17 protein-coding genes are annotated in these 18,378 nt (G+C 36.1%); 1 reads left to right on the top strand and 16 read right to left on the bottom strand.

The genetic code is table 11. From position 1 onward, the window contains the following. Position 1 precedes the first annotated feature (1 nt). Entirely contained in the window at positions 2-949 is a 948-nt protein-coding gene (locus Ana3638_RS13520) for a DMT family transporter (RefSeq protein WP_161840559.1), read from the top strand. 94 nt (positions 950-1,043) lie between these two features. Here Ana3638_RS13520 and Ana3638_RS13515 read toward each other — a convergent pair whose 3' ends face one another. From Ana3638_RS13515 to Ana3638_RS13445, 16 genes are all read right to left on the bottom strand, one after another. Beyond that, a complete protein-coding gene (locus Ana3638_RS13515) occupies positions 1,044-1,832 on the bottom strand; it encodes a TIM barrel protein (RefSeq protein ID WP_161838492.1) in 789 nt (262 codons plus the stop codon). A 202-nt stretch (positions 1,833-2,034) separates the two neighbouring features. Beyond that, complete coding sequence (locus Ana3638_RS13510; RefSeq protein ID WP_161838491.1) at positions 2,035-2,835, bottom strand: polysaccharide deacetylase family protein; 801 nt, start codon at positions 2,833-2,835, stop codon at positions 2,035-2,037. A 188-nt stretch (positions 2,836-3,023) separates the two neighbouring features. Further along, positions 3,024-4,499: an L-fucose/L-arabinose isomerase family protein gene (locus Ana3638_RS13505; protein ID WP_161838490.1), complete on the bottom strand. Its 1,476-nt coding sequence runs from the start codon at positions 4,497-4,499 to the stop codon at positions 3,024-3,026. A gap of 99 nt (positions 4,500-4,598) precedes the next feature. Beyond that, the gene (locus Ana3638_RS13500) at positions 4,599-5,225 is read right to left on the bottom strand and encodes a DUF4867 family protein (RefSeq protein WP_330587564.1); all 627 of its coding nucleotides are present in this window, start codon (positions 5,223-5,225) and stop codon (positions 4,599-4,601) included. Between the two features lie 241 nt (positions 5,226-5,466). Next, positions 5,467-6,594, bottom strand: coding sequence for an ROK family transcriptional regulator (locus Ana3638_RS13495; RefSeq protein WP_161838489.1), 1,128 nt, complete (start codon positions 6,592-6,594; stop codon positions 5,467-5,469). A gap of 189 nt (positions 6,595-6,783) precedes the next feature. Continuing rightward, positions 6,784-7,755, bottom strand: coding sequence for a glycoside hydrolase family 43 protein (locus tag Ana3638_RS13490; RefSeq protein ID WP_161838488.1), 972 nt, complete (start codon positions 7,753-7,755; stop codon positions 6,784-6,786). Between the two features lie 40 nt (positions 7,756-7,795). Then, on the bottom strand, positions 7,796-9,319 hold the full coding sequence (locus Ana3638_RS13485; protein WP_161838487.1) for an alpha-N-arabinofuranosidase: 1,524 nt from the start codon (positions 9,317-9,319) through the stop codon (positions 7,796-7,798). 18 nt (positions 9,320-9,337) lie between these two features. Further along, a complete protein-coding gene (locus tag Ana3638_RS13480) occupies positions 9,338-10,180 on the bottom strand; it encodes a carbohydrate ABC transporter permease (protein WP_161838486.1) in 843 nt (280 codons plus the stop codon). A gap of 143 nt (positions 10,181-10,323) precedes the next feature. Then, positions 10,324-11,076: a carbohydrate ABC transporter permease gene (locus tag Ana3638_RS13475; protein WP_246240221.1), complete on the bottom strand. Its 753-nt coding sequence runs from the start codon at positions 11,074-11,076 to the stop codon at positions 10,324-10,326. 173 nt (positions 11,077-11,249) lie between these two features. After that, entirely contained in the window at positions 11,250-12,320 is a 1,071-nt protein-coding gene (locus tag Ana3638_RS13470) for an ABC transporter substrate-binding protein (protein ID WP_246241141.1), read from the bottom strand. 89 nt (positions 12,321-12,409) lie between these two features. Further along, positions 12,410-12,589: a hypothetical protein gene (locus tag Ana3638_RS13465; protein ID WP_161838485.1), complete on the bottom strand. Its 180-nt coding sequence runs from the start codon at positions 12,587-12,589 to the stop codon at positions 12,410-12,412. Between the two features lie 227 nt (positions 12,590-12,816). After that, a complete protein-coding gene (locus tag Ana3638_RS13460) occupies positions 12,817-13,803 on the bottom strand; it encodes a LacI family DNA-binding transcriptional regulator (protein WP_161838484.1) in 987 nt (328 codons plus the stop codon). 139 nt (positions 13,804-13,942) lie between these two features. Further along, complete coding sequence (locus Ana3638_RS13455; protein ID WP_161838483.1) at positions 13,943-14,575, bottom strand: hypothetical protein; 633 nt, start codon at positions 14,573-14,575, stop codon at positions 13,943-13,945. A gap of 184 nt (positions 14,576-14,759) precedes the next feature. Then, positions 14,760-15,407 (bottom strand): ATP-binding cassette domain-containing protein, encoded by a 648-nt coding sequence (locus tag Ana3638_RS25235; protein ID WP_246241138.1) that lies wholly within the window; start codon positions 15,405-15,407, stop codon positions 14,760-14,762. A 20-nt stretch (positions 15,408-15,427) separates the two neighbouring features. Further along, the gene (locus Ana3638_RS25230; RefSeq protein WP_246240218.1) at positions 15,428-16,531 is read right to left on the bottom strand and encodes an ABC transporter ATP-binding protein; all 1,104 of its coding nucleotides are present in this window, start codon (positions 16,529-16,531) and stop codon (positions 15,428-15,430) included. Next, on the bottom strand, positions 16,521-18,326 hold the full coding sequence (locus Ana3638_RS13445; RefSeq protein WP_246240215.1) for an ABC transporter ATP-binding protein: 1,806 nt from the start codon (positions 18,324-18,326) through the stop codon (positions 16,521-16,523). The genes Ana3638_RS25230 and Ana3638_RS13445 overlap by 11 nt, the downstream gene beginning before the upstream one ends. Positions 18,327-18,378: the final 52 nt, after the last annotated feature.

Below are 18,378 nucleotides of genomic sequence, written 5' to 3'. Positions count from 1 at the left end.
TATGACATCTTTTAAGGCAAATAGTAACCTGGCAGGCCATATAACGGCCATATTTACGGTTATTATCTGGGGAACGACCTTTATATCAACCAAGGTCTTGTTAAATACTTTTACTCCTGTTGAAATTCTTTTTATTCGGTTTACCATTGGATATCTGGTCCTGTTTCTCTTATCTCCCCACAGAGTAAAGATGAAAGATAATAAGCATGAACTCTTATTTATCGGTGCAGGCTTAAGCGGTGTTACCCTATATTTTCTTCTGGAAAATATAGCTTTAACTTATACTTTTGCCTCTAATGTAGGAATCGTCGTATCCATTGCTCCAATCTTTACGGCTGTGTTAGCCCATATGTTCTTAGACGGTGAAAAACTGAAACCATCCTTTTTTGCCGGTTTTCTAATAGCAATGGCAGGTATATTTCTTATCAGTTATAATGGCAGCACCGAATTAAAACTAAATCCCTTGGGAGATATTCTTGCAATTTTAGCGGCTTTTGTATGGGGTTTTTACTCCATCTTTTCAAAAAAAATAAGCAGTTTAGGTTATCCTACTATAACAGCTACCAGAAAAATCTTTTTCTACGGTTTATTATTTATGCTTCCGTCACTATTTTATTTTAATGTGGACATTACCTGGAATCAGTTTCTGAAACCGATTAATTTGCTTAATATTTTATATTTGGGTTTTGGTGCTTCTGCTCTATGTTTTGTAACCTGGAATCTGGCTGCCAAATTATTGGGAGCTGTTAAAGCCAGCGTATACATTTACATAGTTCCGGTGATAACAGTAATTGTATCTTTCCTCATTCTTCATGAGAAAATTACCGTAGTTTCCGCATTTGGTATATTACTCACCTTATTAGGGTTAATCTTCTCGGAGAGTAAATCCAAGATAAAAATTGAGCAGATTCCTATTCTGAACAAATCTTTTATAAACATACATAAATAGGCGGGCTCACTGCTTCTCTATAAATTCGTTTCTTATTAAAAATGCAGTATCCCGCCTGTTATAATATAAATTAGTCTGTTAAATTCCTGTAATATTACTGTACCTTGTTTCCTACTATTTTTGCAATACTGGTATCAAATAGTAATTTGGCATCTTTTAAACCCTCGATCCGTTTCTCTAAGAGCTTACCTTCTAATCCCATATATCCATCATAACCCAATTTCTGGATCTTACGAAATACCTCGGAATAATTGATTTCTCCTTCTGTGACATTTCCTCTGCCCGGATTCCCTGCACAGTGAAAATGCCCTATATCTGATATATGTTCCGTAATGGTTTGAATAAGATTGCCCTCGGATACCTGAAAATGATAAATATCGTATAAGATCTTAACATTCTTACTATCTACTTCCTTTATCAGCCTAAAGGCCTCTTTAGAATCAGTCAGGAAATAACCGGGATGATCCATCAAGTTTAAAGGTTCTACAACTAACGTTATATCATTTTTCTTCAGGAGTGAATCACATTCCCTTAAACCTGTAGCCAGACTATCCCACTGTTCTTTATAGGACTTTTCCGGTATTCTATTTCCCACCTGGCTGATAAGTATATTTACACCAAAGTCTTTCGCCATCCTAATACTTTCTTCCAGACCTTTTATATACTCCTGCCTTTTTAACGGGTCTAATAAAGTGACAAATTTTGTACAGAAACTAATACATTTCATATTCAGCGCTTTTTGGCTTTCCAAAATGGTTTCAATGTCTTTATCCCACCAACTCCAGAATTCATAGGAGGTTATTCCGGCTTCTTTTGTTTTTTCCAAAGCTTTAGAAAAAATCTCTCCTTGAAAAACCATATCAATACAAGCATCAAATTTCATAGATTACCCCCGAACTATAAGTTTTATACCGATATACTGTTTCCTGCCTATATATATTACTACCTGTATATTCCTGTCTGTATATTTCTTTCTGTATATTCCTGTCTGTATATTCCTTACTATATATTTCTTTCTATATATTTCTTTGTATATTTTTCTTCCCTTATATTTTATCTTAATACACTGTCCTTATATTCAGTCTTTATATTCCTAACTTCCTTGTTTCTCCAGGCTGAATGCTGATCACTTCTTCCCCCAATTTAAACCATACGGCAATAGAAGACGGATTATAAACCTTGTCACGATTTATGCTGAATATTAGATTTTTCATTGCAGTGATATAAGTATAATAATCTATATTCGTAACATACCAGATATCATCCTTATTTGCAACCATACTGCATAATTCCTCAATGATATCCCAGGTATTTTCTCTTTCGAATTCAAAACTGTGTCCCCAGATATAAAATAGCGGTAATTTCATATAACCCGGTGTATTTAGGAAACTTTTAGCTTTTGTTAAAACATCATCATTGTGATGGCAGGTTGGTTTCCATCTAAGAAAATCGGAAGGTACTCCAAACCGTTTGGTGGATTCAACGGTTCTGGCATATTTTATTCCAATTAAATCAAGACAGTTTACTACCGCTTCGGAATATTCTCCAAAGGCATAGGACATACCTAATATAATTCTTTCGGATAATTCTTCCAGTTTTCTCCTGTCGTCCCATAGTTCCCGTACTAATAATTCTTTTGGTAAATGGTTTAAGTATTCGTGATTCACACCATGGCAGGCAATTTCATGACCGTGATACAATTGTTTTAGTTCTTTTCCGGTCACAAACCCCTCTTTATCCAGCATCCCGGAATTTAAGTGAAACGTCCCTTTTATACCATATCGATTAAATAGATCAATTAATCTTCTATCATAGATCTGCCCGTCATCATAACTAAACGTTAATGCTTTGGTTTTACTCTCCGGATATAGAAACTGCAGTTCCATATGTAACCCTCCTTAAATTTACTTTGCTTTCGTACAAACTTTGCCTTACGCACAACCTTAGGAAAATACACTGCGAAAAAAAGATGCCATTGAATGATTTAAGAAATCTTCAAGGCATCTTTTTAGTTACTTATTTCAGTTTATTCTTGTGCTAAATATTTCTTATTTAACTCATTTCCTGATTTTATTTATGCAAATGGATTTTCTGTCTTGTATAACATTCCCTTCGGCTGATTGAAGCCGATTTCTTCTACTGCAACTCCTAAATATTTGAATACTTCATAAATGGATTTGCCGAAGTGTCCGAATGCAACTGCTCCGTGATGAGGATAATTGCCTTCTACTAATACATGACGGTAAAATCTTCCCATTTCAGGAATTGCAAATACACCGATTGCTCCAAAGGAACGGGTTGCAACAGGAAGAACTTCACCCTGTGCAATATATCCTCTTAATTTAGCATCTGCAGTACTTTGTAAACGGTAGAAAGTGATATCTCCAGGTATAATATCTCCCTCTAAGGTTCCCTGAGTAACTTCTTCCGGAAGGCTTCTAGCCATAATCATCTGATATTTCATAGCACAGAAAGATAATTTACCTGCTGCTGTATTACCGCAGTGGAAGCCCATGAAAGTATCTTTATGGGTATAGTTGAATTTACCTTTAATATCTGCTTCATACATATCAGCAGGTACGGTATTGTTAATATCCAATAAAGTAACGGCATCTTTACTGATCACCGTACCGATGAATTCGCTTAATGCACCGTAAATATCAACTTCACAGGATACCGGAATACCCATTGCTGTTAAACGGCTGTTAACATAACATGGCACAAAACCGAACTGAGTCTGGAATGCAGGCCAGCATTTTCCGGCAATTGCAACATATTCTCTGGAACCCTTGTGAGCTTCTGTCCAGTCTAATAATGTAAGTTCATATTGAGCTAATTTAGGTAAAATTTCAGGTTTTAAATTACCTTTTCCAAGTTCTTCTTCCATGCTCTTAACAACTTCCGGAATTCTTGCATCACCGGCATGTTTGTTAAATGCTTCAAATAAATCAAGCTCTGAATTTTCTTCAATTTCAACACCTAAATTATAAAGCTGCTGAATTGGTGCATTACATGCTAAGAAATCCTGAGGACGTGGTCCGAAAGATATAATCTTTAAGTTATTTAAACCAATGATAGCACGGGCAATTGGTAAGAATTCACCAATCATATCTGCACATTCGCTTGCTGTGCCAACCGGATATTCCGGTATGTAAGCTTTGATATTACGGAGTTTTAAGTTATAGCTTGCATTTAACATACCGCAGTAAGCATCACCACGGCCGCCGACTAAATTATCACCGGTTTCTTCTGCTGCTGCAACAAACATAACCGGTCCGCCAAATTCTTTTGCTAATAAAGTTTCTGCTGATTCCGGTCCGAAGTTGCCCAGGTATACTACCAATGCATTACATCCTGCTTCTTTTACTTCTTTTAATGCAGTTCTCATATGGATTTCATTTTCAACGCAGGTTGGACATTCAAAAATCTCACCATATTTTTCTGTAAATTCTTTCACTACTGCTTTTCTTCTGGATACAGATAAGCTCATTGGGAAACAGTCACGGCTTACTGCAACAATACCTAATTTAACTTCAGGTAAATTTTTCATTTTATTATCCTCCACTTATTTAAGTTATAGCGGTAATATTATAGGTCCGCCACGCTACTTTTCTGTTCTTATACCGATTACTCAGGGTATTAATTAAATTTATAATACGGAAATATTTTCACCGATTAATCCCACAAATGCTCCTTCAATCTTAGCATCGGAATGTGCAATTAACCATTTGTTTCTTGCAAATAATAAAGAATCTTCTTTTGCCCCCATAGGTTTTACTTCTAAATCCAAATTCGTATCTTTCGGTAATACTACCGTACACCTAAAACCTTTTCCATCTACACCGCAGGGTGCATAATGCAAGGTTGTGGCATATACTTCAATCATAGTACCTGCAGGTACTAAGAAAGCTTCGATTTTATCGGTAGAATATGTATATTCAGGAGTAATATCCTGCTGCATACCGATTAATAAAATTAAATCCGTAACAGCAACATTAATTTCGGATGACCTGTGATATTCTGCCGCATTTAACAGGTGGTTATGTCCGTTACAGTATCCGATCTGAATCGGAAGCCCGCCATATACACTATCCGTAAGAGTTTTCATAATCGGAATACTTTCCAAAGCCTTTACCGACGGCTCATAAATGACACCTTCCGGAATCGGTGTTGTTTCCATTACTGTTAACAAATCTTTTAGGTCATAATCTTTGGTCAGTATACGGCCGTATTTACCAAAAGATTCGTCGGTTATGTTCTTAATTTCCACGCTCATACTTCATTCCTTTCTTTCTTAAAATTGAACTCAATGCTCATGATCATTCCCTTATAACAAAGAGATTGCAAGGTACCTCTGCATTGATCTGGTTACTCGGGGCATGATCCGAACTTTTATAAAATGCTTTTCTAAAAGTATATTATCATTCTAATTTATTTTAAACAACATGTCAATAGTTTTTAAGAAAAGAGGCTGCCACAAATTTATAATCAAAGAATTTGCAACAGCCCTTGTAGTACTATATGGATTCAATAAATTTATTCACAAGCTGAAGTGCCGCCCCTATGGCAGTCGCCCTGCTCTGATACCCGGTAAGTTTAAAATATTCCCCGCTTTTTTCAAAAAAATTCCGTTCTGCCAAACGCCTTTTAATCTCCTCAAGATAAGGATCCAGATACTGGGCCAGTACACCTCCTAAAACTACATCGCTGTCATATACCATATAAATATTATTAATACCTATACATAAATATTCCAAATATTCGTCCCAGATTTTTAAATATTCCTCATTTCCTGCCGCCAGTTCAGAAAAGAAATCTTCTATTTGGCATCCTAAATCATCGGAAACCCGGGCTGTTGATATATACGCTTCCAGACAGCCTTTCTGCCCGCAGTTGCAAAGTCTTCCCCCGGGTGAGATGGTCATATGGCCGAATTCCCCTGCTCTGTGATGATGTCCTTTATATAATTCATCTTTCTTAATGATACAACCGCCTACACCTTTTCCCACAGAAAGGTATGCTTTATCTTCTCCTTTGGAATTATTCCATAATTCCGTGAAAGCTCCGGAATTCGCATCATTGTCAACGATACATGGATAATTGATTGCCTGTGTTAATTTACTGATCGGATATCGGTTTATTCCCAGAGACGGTGCTTTTATGATATATTCTTTCTCCTGGTCAAAAACTCCGGGCACGGCAATCCCGACTCCAAGAATCTTATCTTTATCAAAATGATTGTGTTCAATGATATTATGAACCAGATACCCTAAGTACCGGCTGTATTCCTCTTCTTCCGAAAAGGTTTTTACGTATTTTTCATAATCTAATACCGTACCATATAAATCGATTGCTAAAATACTGACATGATTTTTTCTGATTTCCAGTCCTATGGTTATTCTGGCATCATGGACAGGATTAATCGCCTGGGCTTTTCTTCCGCCGGTAGACTTAAAATTCCCGCCGTATTCGATCAATTCTTCTTCAGTCAATTCCTTTAGATTCTGATTAACCGTAGGAAGACTTAATGACATCCTTGCGGCTATATCCTGCCTTGCAATTTCCCTGCTATTATATATCAGCCGGTATATACGGTTTTTATTCATTTTCTTGACTTCGATGGACGTAATCTTTTTTCCTGTCAACTCTTCACCACCTGTTAAAACTGATCTTTTATACGTATTATAACTAATAGTATATATTATGGCAAGATTTTAATCTTATTTTATATACTAATTAAAATTACTGGCATATAAATGATTAAATTATTGATGTTCCTCCGGGTGACAGAAAATATGAATGTATACATTTACCCTTAACCAAAGTTCTAAGCCCTATTGGTATAAATTATTTTCGTATCTAAATATCGGTTCTCCTTGATTATCCCATACCAGCTTCATGCAATAGGTATGACGGTTATGATCATATAACGAATCACCTGTAATTTCATTATATTGCCTGGCATGGTATACCATAATATCTGTTTTATTATCCTCCGACCGTATAAAACAATTATGACCCGGTCCAAATAATCCTTTATCATAGTCTGTTTTTAACATTGGATAACGTTTCTTCGTCCAGGTACGAGGATCTAATAAATCTTGTTCATCCGGGATACTTAGCATACCAATGCAGTAACATTCACCTGTCGCACTTGCAGAATAAGTTACATACAGCTTACCATCATGCCTGACAACTGATGGTGCTTCATTAACCCAAAAATCTACTCTTTCCCATTCATAATCAGGGGATGAAAGCAATTTCTGCTGGGTTTTCAGTTTAATCGGAGTTTCCATTTCCGCTATATACAAGTGAGAAATTTTTTTGCCAACGCTTACTTTTTCTGCCCAGATACAGTACCATTTATTTCGGTTTTCAAAAACAGTAACATCTAAAGAAAAATCCTTAAATGTAAAATCATCTGCACCCTGTAAGGGACCAGCTTCTGTCCAGCATCCCTCCATGGGATCCTCCTCCTTACATTCCAAGACATAAGGCCGGATTGCCCAGATATCTTCTTTATCTCCTGCTGCAAAATAAATATACCATACACCATTAATATAATGAATTTCCGGAGCCCATACGTGAATACTCATGATACCTATATCGTGCTTTTTCCACAATACCTTTTCTTCGGCAGTTCTAAGTCCTTCCAGTGTGGCTGACCGTCTTAATACGATCCGGTCATATTCAGGTACGGATGCAGTAAAATAATAGCCATCCCTGTGTTTATATATATAAGGATCTGCTCTCTGCTCTATAAATGGATTATTAAATTCTGTTTTCCTATAGTCGTCCTTATTCATGTAACCTCCAAATATAGTTCGATTTGAGTTTTTTTCAAAGCTATCTTACATTAAAACGCAAAACATTCCAGGAATGTTTTTTAATTTTTATATTTAATTTACCATCAATAGGATCCGACAGTTCCTTTTCCTGTGGCATAACATTAAATTCATTTTCAAATGTATTACCGGCAAAATAATCCTCATGATATAAAACAATCTGACCCAAAGCCTTTAACTGGCCAAAAGATCTTAAATCAAGGCTTGTTTCTACGTCGGATTCCAAGTCACAGTTCATAATAAATATATTTAAATTACCTGATTCAGCCTCATATGCTGCCGAAACTGTCATTGTGGTTTGTTCACCGTGATGGTTTGTGGCCTTTTTTGGTAATTCGGTTATCGGTCTTAAAGAAACACCTTTGCCGAATTTTGCAGCATGCATAAACGGATAGAAAGTGGCTTGCCGTATTGCTTTGCCTTTCGGATCGGTAGAAATCATTCCGCCTTCATTCACCAATAAAGACTGGCAGGCAATCTTAACTCTGTCTGCATTATTTAAGAAAGTACATAATATACCTCCGTAAATCACTGCATCTAACAGGCGGAAGCTGGCATATCCATATTCCTGGGCCGTACCGCCCGGAGCTGCACTTGTATTAGTAATCACACCCCATTCATCAAAGGAAATATTTATGGATTTATCTTTACGTAATTTACCCTTTACAAAATCTGCTGCGCTGATTACCGTATCCAGGTAATTCTGCATATCTTTAAAAAAGAAAGGTATATCGGTAATATCATCGTGCATTTTGTAAAATAATTGTTTGGCCGGATCATAATTATAGTAACGGTGTATAGAAATATAATTGATGTAATCATAGGTTTCTTCTAATACAATCCTGTCCCATTCACCAAAGGTTTTATGTTCTTCTTCATTGGTACAGGTACCGCATGCAATCAATTCAATGGAAGTGTCCATCCATTTCATAATTTTAGCCGCTTCTTTCGCTTTCCTGGCATATTCCTCTGCTTTAAGCATACCTATCTGCCATTCTCCGTCCATTTCATTGCCAAGGCACCATACTTTAAAATTATGAGGCTCTTTTACACCGTGTTCTCTTCTTAAATCACTCCAGTATGTACCTTTTTCCGTATTACAGTAATCAACGAATTCACCTGATCCTTCCGGTGTTCCGGTACCTAAGTTGGCAGCCATAATCAATTCAACATCCATATCTTTTAAATATCTCGCAAATTCATTCGTACCAACTTCATTGGTTTCAATTACATTCCATGCCATATCCTTTTTTGCCGGACGTTTTTCTCTCGGGCCGACACCGTCTTTCCAATTGTAACCGGATACAAAGTTCCCGCCCGGATAACGTATTGCAGTAATACCGCATTCTTTAATTAATTCTTTCACGTCATTACGGAATCCCTGTTCATCTGCCGTTTCATGGGACGGTTCGTATACTCCTTTATATACGCATCTTCCAAGATGTTCAACAAAAGAACCGAACATCCTGCGGTCAATCTCTCCAATTACGTAATCTTTATCCAAAATAATTTTTGCTTTCTTCATACTTTATCCATCCTTTTTTTAGTCTTTTATACCTGAGGTTGCCACACTGGCTACAAAATACTTCTGGAAAAATATATACAGTACTAACAACGGCATAATTGATATAACGGCTCCTGCCAGCTGGGGCCCATAATATGTGGTCGCCCTCTCACCGACAAATAAAGCTAAACCTGCCGCCAGCGTCCGCATCTTTACATCACTTGTCATCATTAAAGGATATAAAAGGTCATTCCATGTATTCATTAAATGAAAGATACCAAGAGTCAGTAAACCAGGTTTTACCAACGGTACCATAATTTTATAAAAAATACCGGCTTCATTCAGTCCGTCTACCCTGGCCGCTTCTTCTAAATCTTTCGGAAGCTGTGAAAAATAGGACCTCATCATAAAAATGCCGAAGGCAGTTGTCATTTTAGGCAGAATCAGACCTGGATAAGTATTTAAAATTCCAAGGAAGTGTGATTCTAAAAATAAAGGAATCATCATAACCTGAAATGGAACCATCATAGTCATTAATATAATAATAAACAAGATATTTTTACCTTTAAACTGCAGTCTGGCAAAGGCATAACCGGACATGGTGTCAAATAAAAGCGCCAATGACGTAGAACATACGGAAAAAATAACCGTATTTTTCAGGTAGACAGCCATAGGTATACTTTTGAAAATTCTGGCAAAGGATTTAAGAGAGTGCTTTGTACCGATAATAGTCGGCGGATATGCCAAAATCTGTTTTTCTATCTTAAATGCGCCGGCAAACAGCCAAATCAAAGGAAATAATACAGCCGCGATTAATAAGCATAAACCTATGTATTTCATAAACCCCAGGATAATATTTTCACTGGTAAATTTCTTTCTCATACTCTACCCCTCCTTTGGCATAAAAGCCTTTTTATAGAGCGGCAATGACAATGCCAATATAACGATTAACATTAATACGGACATTCCGGATGCATATCCTAAATCAAACGGATGGGAAAAACCTGTCTTATAAATATACTGAACTAATGTTTCGGTTCTGTATTGAGGTCCCCCTGAGTAGTTACATACACCTGATCAAATACCTGAAGAGATCCGATTAAGTTCGTAATCAGACAAAATCCTAAATTCGGAATAATACAAGGAATTGTAATATAGAAAAACTGATTCACTTTTGAAGCACCATCGATTTTTGCCGCTTCAAAATAACTGGTAGAAATGCTTTGAATACCTACAACCAAGATAGACATTGTATAGCCAAAATTCTTCCAGACAGTCATGGCAATTACGGTTCCCATAGCCATATCCGGGTCCCTGAAGAAGGTCAATCCTTCAAATCCAAGCTGTTTTAAAACATAAGGAATAAAACCGATTGTCCCGTCAAATAGAATACTCCACATAATACCTACGGCTGCCATGGAACATATTACCGGCAGGAAAAATATAGTTCTTGACATTTTACTGAAAAAAGAAGTGGTTGAAATAGCATTTGCAACTAACAGTCCGATTACAATCTGAAGCGGAACTTCAACGAATGCAAATATCAAAGTATTTTTTAATGCATTCCAAAATCTGTCGTCCATCAAAGCTTTAATAAAATTATGTATTCCTGTAAAACCGGTTTTAGAAAAGTAAATATCCAAATTCATAAAACTAATAATTACGGACCCGAATAATGGAATGATTGCAAACATAAACAAAGTTAGCAATGACGGCAAAAGAAATAAATATGCAGCTTTTGCTGGTTTGTTCCAATATACACATATTCTTTTAAACATATAATCCTCCTCTGCCTTATGATTAATTTTTTTACCGTGGGCTTTCAATTCTCTGGTTTAGTTGCTCCCCAGTTTATTTGAACTTACAGGGAGACTTAAATTCTCCCTGTAAGTTCAAATCCTAATCCCCGTTTTTGGTATACCCGGAGGCGGGTTTTAACTTAGGAAATAAATTATTCGGTTCCTAATAGTCTATCAATTTCAGTCGATGCTTTTGTCAATTCTTCCTGACAGTCATTTCCTGCTATAATATTTTCAACCATAGGGAATAACACATCGGTATTGATGGAAGCTGCTGAGGACAGACCTGCACCAAATGCCTGACCGTATTCAGAAATTGCTGAAAATACACTTACTAATTCATTTGCTTTTACTTCCGGGTCATTGGCTACGGAATTCAGATACGGCGGAAAACCATTTCTCATAGACCATTCTTTACCTATCTCCGTAGTATTCCAGTATTCAATGAATTTGTATGCTGCAGCTTTTTCTTCGTCTGAGGTTCCATCCGGAATTGCAAAACCGGTAGTTTCCGCAATTCCGACTGTTCCTGCAGAACCAGCAGGAAGTACGGCTACTCCAAAATTAATTTTGTTTTCTTTTAAACCTGCTACCATCCAGGGACCGTTAACAACCATTCCCAGCTGGTCTGCCATCATTATGTTATCCAGGTCGGCACCGGTCGTACCTTTTGTAGCATATCCCTTTTTAACTAAGTCCTGTATGAACTGTAACGATTTTAAGTTTGCTTCATTATCTATAAGGGATTTCTTATTAGCTGCATCAAGGATTTCTCCGCCATTAGACAGGAATAAGGAATCAAACCAGCATACTGCACCACTTACCGCGATACCAAGACCATAAATATTTTTATCCGGATCCGTAATTTTTTCCGCATATTCTTTTACCTCTTCCCAGGTTGCCGGAGGTGTTCCCGGATCTAAACCGGCAGCCTTAAACAAGTCCTTATTATAATATAAGTATTGGGTAAACCACTGCATTGGAATCATCATCTGCTCCCCGTTATACTGTAAGCTTTCCAAGGCAGCAGGTGCAAAATCACTTTTATCCGCTTTAGTCACATCAAAAAAGTCATTCATGGAAAGAATGGAATTCGTCTTTGCATAGTTTACTAAATCCATATTACCGGCTAAGATCATCGCCGGCGCATTACCGGTTGCTATAGCCGGTGCCAATTTTTCTGTTAAGGTCGCACCCGGCATTATATCCATTTCGATGGTTATGCCGTCTTTATTTTCTTTATTATACCGGTCTACGATTTCCCTTAATATGTCACCGTCGGAACCTGTAAAAGCGTTCCAGAACTGAATTGTTACCCCTTTGCAGACGATTCAGCCGATGATGTTTCCGCCGTACCATCTCCAGTACCGATGTCTGACGTCTCACTTTGAGCCGGTACGGGTGCCTTTGTATTACATCCTGTAAGCATACCGATTGCCATTACTGTACCTAATAAAACAGCCAACATTTTCTTCATTCTTTTTTCATGCAAAATCCTCCTTCTTTTTTGTGTACACGTGTACGCACATATGTAAAAATTTAAGCATTACACGTGTACAAGAGTAAATACATTAATATAATTTTTACTTTCTCATTTTTGCGTACACGAGAACACTAATTACATTTTTAATATAATACTATTTGCACAATATGTCAATGCTTTTTTATTTATTTTTCATTTTTTACATCAATATGTTATAAATATACAACTTTCTCCCACTAGATTGTTTCACCTTGCACAATTGTGTGTTGAATCACCTGGCTTTCCTTTGGACTTTTATTTTCAATCATATCTACTAATAATTCCATAATACGTTCACCTATCTCATCAATGTTATTATCCACTGATGTTAAATGGGGATGCCTGCTTTTGAATATATTAATATTATCAAATCCCATTACCCCATAATCTGTCGGAGCATAAAGGCCGGCATTTTCTAATTTAATTAAGATATTAATGGCAAAAGTATCACCGGAACAGATAAATGCAATCTTCTTTTCTGAAGTCCTTATAAATTCCTCTGCTTTTTTAACATAATTCTCATGACAGATAATACCCATTTCTATTTGTGGATGTTCTCTGATACAATCTTCAAACCCGTTTAAACGCTGCTGATGGCCCTTCGGAACTACCGTCTGATCGGAAATCATAGGTGGAAGAACAAAAATAATTTTTTTATAACCTTTACTGATTACAAATTCCGTCGCCTCTTTTGTAGCGGCATATTCATCTGTTCCGACACAAGGTATGTTTTCTGCCTGATCATGGCCGATTAATATTACAGGTATAGCCAAATTCTCAAGTAACTTCTCAAAATCCTTACCCTGATTAACAGTAGATAAAATCAATCCGTCAACCCGATGTCCCACTAAAGTTTTTATTAATTCAATCTCCGTTTGCCTGTCCCCTTCATGTAATGTTATATTTAATAAATATTTATGCTTTTTAGCACAGTTTTCCATAGCATTAATCATCTTGGGGAAATACTGGTTTTTTAAATCTACTACTATAATCCCGATCATCATTGTCTTACCTTTTACTAAACTTCTGGCAACTAAATCCGGTTGATAATCATATTCCTTTGCTGTTTGTAATATTCTGTCCTTTGTTTTTTGACTTATTCTCCCCGTACCTTGCAGAGCTCGTGTTACAGTAGTTCTTGATACTCCACAGATTCTGGCTAAATCTTTTGTTGTTACTGCCATAACATTTCCTCCCTCATTTTTCGCTACTTCCACTACTATTTAATATTAAACTATAAATTTCCTCTTCTTGCAACCTAAAAATTAATCACTATTTAGTCCCATTAATTTTAAATCTTTTTTATAATATTAGGCATCGCTCTCAATAATTTTCCGTTTCTTCATTTATATGGTAAAAATTCAATTCATATTTTTCCACTGCCTGAAGCATTATATTTTTGAGGTTCCGCTCGATATCCGCTGCTTTTCTTTCTAATTCCTCACCAATATCATTTGGATTCATAGTATAGGATATCTCGGATTTTAATTTTTTTTCATACCCGGAATTCATGAATTGTCCAGCCTTGCCCGATATAGCCTCTTTATGAGAATCTATGGTTTCTAAGACATCTGCTATCTTACCTAATCTGCTTATTCTTTCAAATGGTATTGTTCCTGTAATTACCTGATTTTTCCCAATACGGATCTTATATTCCATCTCATTGTTTGTAAATTCATATGCCGGTTCTTCTTCTGCCAGCAAACCATTACCCGTAACTGAGGCAAAAGTGCTTTGAGGAAAATCAGGTATATATGGGCTGTAAATCAGTTTTTCGCGGACAGTACGGCCGCTGGCGGTTAAATACTCCGCAAGAAATTCTTCGAATTCCCTCTTTATCCCACTTCTTTTCTCAACGTTTTCCGGTATGTTAAGCTTCTCGTCAAACCGCTTTGAGAAATGCTGAATTAATTTACCCTCATTATCTGCTATTTTAATATCTATATCAATTAACATCCGATCACCCTATAGTTTTCTGTTATTATTTCTTTATATGATTATCGGACTAATCTCTAATTCCAAATACCTATATTGTTTTTTTTAATTTAGTATTTTTAATCGAATGAAAACTGGGCTAAGTGAAACAAAAACAAAAGCATATAGTATTGTTCACTTCCGCTAATCCTAACCATAGGTTTTTTTAACTCATATAATATTTTGCCTGGGTTTGATACATAACTGCATATAATGAGTTTTCCCTTTGTAATAGTTCCTTATGGGTTCCGTACTCAACGATTTCCCCATCTTTAAAAACGGCAATGCAGTCGGAAAACCTTGTGCTGGAAAGCCGGTGAGATATATAAATTGCTGTTTTGCCATTTACCAATTGATTAAAGCTATTGTATATTTCGTATTCCGCTATGGGATCTAAAGCGGAAGTAGGTTCATCTAAAATGACAATGGGAGTTTCCTTGCACAAAGCCCTTGCAATTGCAATTTTCTGGGACTGGCCTCCTGAAAATTCGATTCCTTTTTCATCAAAACTTTTATAGATATTCGTATTAAGGCCTTGCTCCAGTTTTTCAAAATCCTTTCGAAAGCCCGCTTTATCAAGGCTTTTAAGTATCTTATCCTCATCGATGGATTTATCTAAAGCCAGGTTTTCCCGAATGGTTAAGGATAGCAGTTTAAAATCCTGAAATACAATGGATAATAGTTTCATATATTCCTCGTATTTGATTTCTTTAATATTTACATCTCCTAAAAGTATCTCTCCGTCGGTAGGTTCGTACAACCCTGCAAGCAGTTTAATAAAAGTGGTTTTACCCGCACCGTTTAGTCCTACTATGGATAATTTTTCTCCGGGATTTATACGTATTGAGATATTTTTAAAGTGTAGTTTTCTTTTTTAGGGTATTTAAAACTTACGTTTTTAAATGTAATTGTATAATCTGTAATTTCCTGTGCCGACCATATTCCTTTATTATCTTTTGTTTCTATAGAATTAAACTTCTGAAATAATTCAAGATACATACATAATTGATTGATCTCTATCAATGCATTAATGCAGGACATGATGGACGTACTGAAATTTGCTGTTGCATTGGCATACATGGTAAAACTCCCCAAACCGGTACTCTTATTTACCACCTTATAGGTTAAGTAAACATAGATTAATGTCATTTGAAGCTGAACATTGATATTACTGATTCCGGAATATTTACCAATCATAGTAAACTGCCTGGAATAGATCTGAAGTAAATTATCCATAAAATATTTCATTCTTTTTAAGATCAACGGCTTTGCATTATAAAGCCTGATGTCTTTTCCCATGGTAAAATCCGAAGTTAATCTTAAAAAATATCCAAATGCCCGGTTATCGGATATGGAATTCTGATTATCTTCATAACGAAGTCTTTCTATCTTTTTAAAAAATATGGAATTTAATAGCACAATTCCTAATATGGCCAATATAATCACAGGATTTAATATGGCCAGGATATATCCCAATCCAAGAATTGTTATAATATCATTTATTATTATTGTGGCATTTTCCACTGTTCTTGCCACCGCTGCTTCATTATAGATAGCAAAGTAGGCTTTTTCTTTTAAATCCAATATTTCAGGATTTTCTATATTTTCAAATTCCATGTCCACACATTTTTCACCCAGATAGGCCTCCAGACTGCTAAACAGCTCCGCAGATGCAAGCGCCATGATTTTTACAAAAGCCTGGTTAATAATTTTAAACAGCAGATTTCCTGCCGTTAAAATCCCAACATACCTAAGCAGATTTCTTATATCCCGTCCACCCAACAGTTCATCGATGATTAACTTTGGAATTATAATGTTGATAAAGGGAGTACAGGCCTTAAAAAAGGATGCTAAAACAGACTTTATCATATAGGCGTTTGACAGCCTGTGAGTAAGACGAAAGAAATAGATTAGTGTTTTACTGTTTTTAAGAAACATGTCTTTCCTCCTCCCTGTAATAAACGGCCTGAATCTGAAACATATTGGCATAGCTCTTATTAAGCTTCATTAACTCCTCATGGGTTCCGTATTCTTTTATTTCTCCGTCTTCTATAAAAGCTATTACATCACAGAATCTGGTGCTGGATAACCGGTGGGATATATAGATTGCTGTCCTTTTCTGTATCAGCTCATCAAAATTTTTATATAATTGGGATTCAGCCAATGCATCCAACGCAGCCGTAGGCTCATCCATAATGATTATTTTACCTCCTTTATATAAAGCCCTGGCCATAGCAAGCTTTTGGTTTTCACCGCCTGATAATTCTATCCCATTTTCATCCAGGACCTTAAGCATATTGGTATAAATTCCATGCTCCAGGGAATTTACCTTTTCACTAAGCCCTGCCTGATTAAGGACCTGATAAATTATATTCTCTTCTTCCTCCTTATCCGTAAAAGTAATATTCTCCGCAAGATTAAAAGCAAATAACTTAATATCCTGAAAAATAACGGAAAAAAGGGTTGTATACTCCTCTCTGTCAAGTTCATTTATATCAATTCCATTTAACAGAATCTGTCCCTCAGTAGGCCGGTACAGCCGTGTCAGCAGCTTCACCAAAGTGGTTTTTCCCGCACCGTTAATTCCCACAAGAGCTATCCTCTGGCCTGCTTTTATCTTAAGGGAAAAATCTTTCAATATATATTTATCACTTCCCGGATACTGAAAGCTGATATTTTTAAGTTCAATTTCGAATTGGTCACTCTCCGGTATTTTTTTAGGATTCTTAACCTGGATAGGTTCTTCTTTTTTCAGGAAATCCCTAAAGTCACTTACATACATAGATTGAATTCCTATAGTAGCTATATCTTTCATAGTGGTATCCATCCAATCAGCAAATCTGTTCATAACAAGGGAATACATAACAAAATTCCCGATGGATAAACCATTTTCTATTACCTGATAAATAAGGTAACAATAGATTACTCCCTCTCTTATAAAAATCAAAAATGCTTCCATTACCGTTGCTTTTAGAATTTTACCTTGTATTTCGCTGATTATATGAATCAAGTGTTCACAAGATTCTTTCTTTTTTTGAAGTAATATGCCTTTTAATCCATAAACCCTGATATCTTTGCCGTATAGAAAATCTGATAAGGTGGCAGAGGCATAATAAGCTTTTCTCTCTTCCTCCGCTAACTCATCTTTTCTGCTTCGTTCATAATGATTTGCTCTTAACAATATAAAGTAGGACAAAACAACCGTTGCCATAAGTATGATTAAAATAATCGGATTCAAGTGAAATAAAATTACAGAAAATACAAAGAATCCAATCAGATTTCCGGGTATACTAAATAATTTAAGAATAATAAGGCCAATTCCGTTAACCGGGCTTTGTATCGTTTTTATGGCTGTTTTTATATCATTTAATGTATTCGGATCTTCCGTATAAGGAAAATCCATATCCATTGTTTTCTCGCTTAACATTCGGATAAAGCGATATCTTACATCATTCATCTTCATACGAAAGTTTCCCTGAAGAAATTCAGTTAAAAATCCGGTCAGGGAAGCAAGTATAAATGCACCCCATACGACAAATGCCATATATCCAATTCTCTGCTCTCCAAGTAGTTCGTCGATCAGAAATTTCGGAACATAAATCCATATAAAAGGGGAAATGCTGTAAAATAAGGAATATAGTAAAATAGATATAAATATAGATTTTTTCCACCTGTAAACATATTTTAGAATAAATAATAAGTTACTTAAAATTCTTTTTCTTGGCTGTTTCATAACATCCCCTTGTTTACCATTTTTCCCCATTATATCATTTTGTATATACCGG

The organism is Anaerocolumna sedimenticola (assembly GCF_009931695.1).
GTDB lineage: Bacteria > Bacillota > Clostridia > Lachnospirales > Lachnospiraceae > Anaerocolumna > Anaerocolumna sedimenticola.
This window is presented reverse-complemented; position numbering and strand designations above follow the sequence as displayed.

Bases quoted from the DNA above. Each gene is read 5' to 3' on its own strand.
- Ana3638_RS13520 (WP_161840559.1), top strand. From the start codon at position 2: ATGACATCTTTTAAGGCAAATAGTAACCTGGCAGGCCATATAACGGCC.
- Ana3638_RS13515 (WP_161838492.1), bottom strand. From the start codon at position 1,832: ATGAAATTTGATGCTTGTATTGATATGGTTTTTCAAGGAGAGATTTTT.
- Ana3638_RS13510 (WP_161838491.1), bottom strand. From the start codon at position 2,835: ATGGAACTGCAGTTTCTATATCCGGAGAGTAAAACCAAAGCATTAACG.
- Ana3638_RS13505 (WP_161838490.1), bottom strand. From the start codon at position 4,499: ATGAAAAATTTACCTGAAGTTAAATTAGGTATTGTTGCAGTAAGCCGT.
- Ana3638_RS13500 (WP_330587564.1), bottom strand. From the start codon at position 5,225: ATGAGCGTGGAAATTAAGAACATAACCGACGAATCTTTTGGTAAATAC.
- Ana3638_RS13490 (WP_161838488.1), bottom strand. From the start codon at position 7,755: ATGAATAAGGACGACTATAGGAAAACAGAATTTAATAATCCATTTATA.
- Ana3638_RS13485 (WP_161838487.1), bottom strand. From the start codon at position 9,319: ATGAAGAAAGCAAAAATTATTTTGGATAAAGATTACGTAATTGGAGAG.
- Ana3638_RS13480 (WP_161838486.1), bottom strand. From the start codon at position 10,180: ATGAGAAAGAAATTTACCAGTGAAAATATTATCCTGGGGTTTATGAAA.
- Ana3638_RS13475 (WP_246240221.1), bottom strand. From the start codon at position 11,076: ATGTTTAAAAGAATATGTGTATATTGGAACAAACCAGCAAAAGCTGCA.
- Ana3638_RS13460 (WP_161838484.1), bottom strand. From the start codon at position 13,803: ATGGCAGTAACAACAAAAGATTTAGCCAGAATCTGTGGAGTATCAAGA.
- Ana3638_RS13455 (WP_161838483.1), bottom strand. From the start codon at position 14,575: ATGTTAATTGATATAGATATTAAAATAGCAGATAATGAGGGTAAATTA.
- Ana3638_RS25230 (WP_246240218.1), bottom strand. From the start codon at position 16,531: ATGTTTCTTAAAAACAGTAAAACACTAATCTATTTCTTTCGTCTTACT.
- Ana3638_RS13445 (WP_246240215.1), bottom strand. From the start codon at position 18,326: ATGAAACAGCCAAGAAAAAGAATTTTAAGTAACTTATTATTTATTCTA.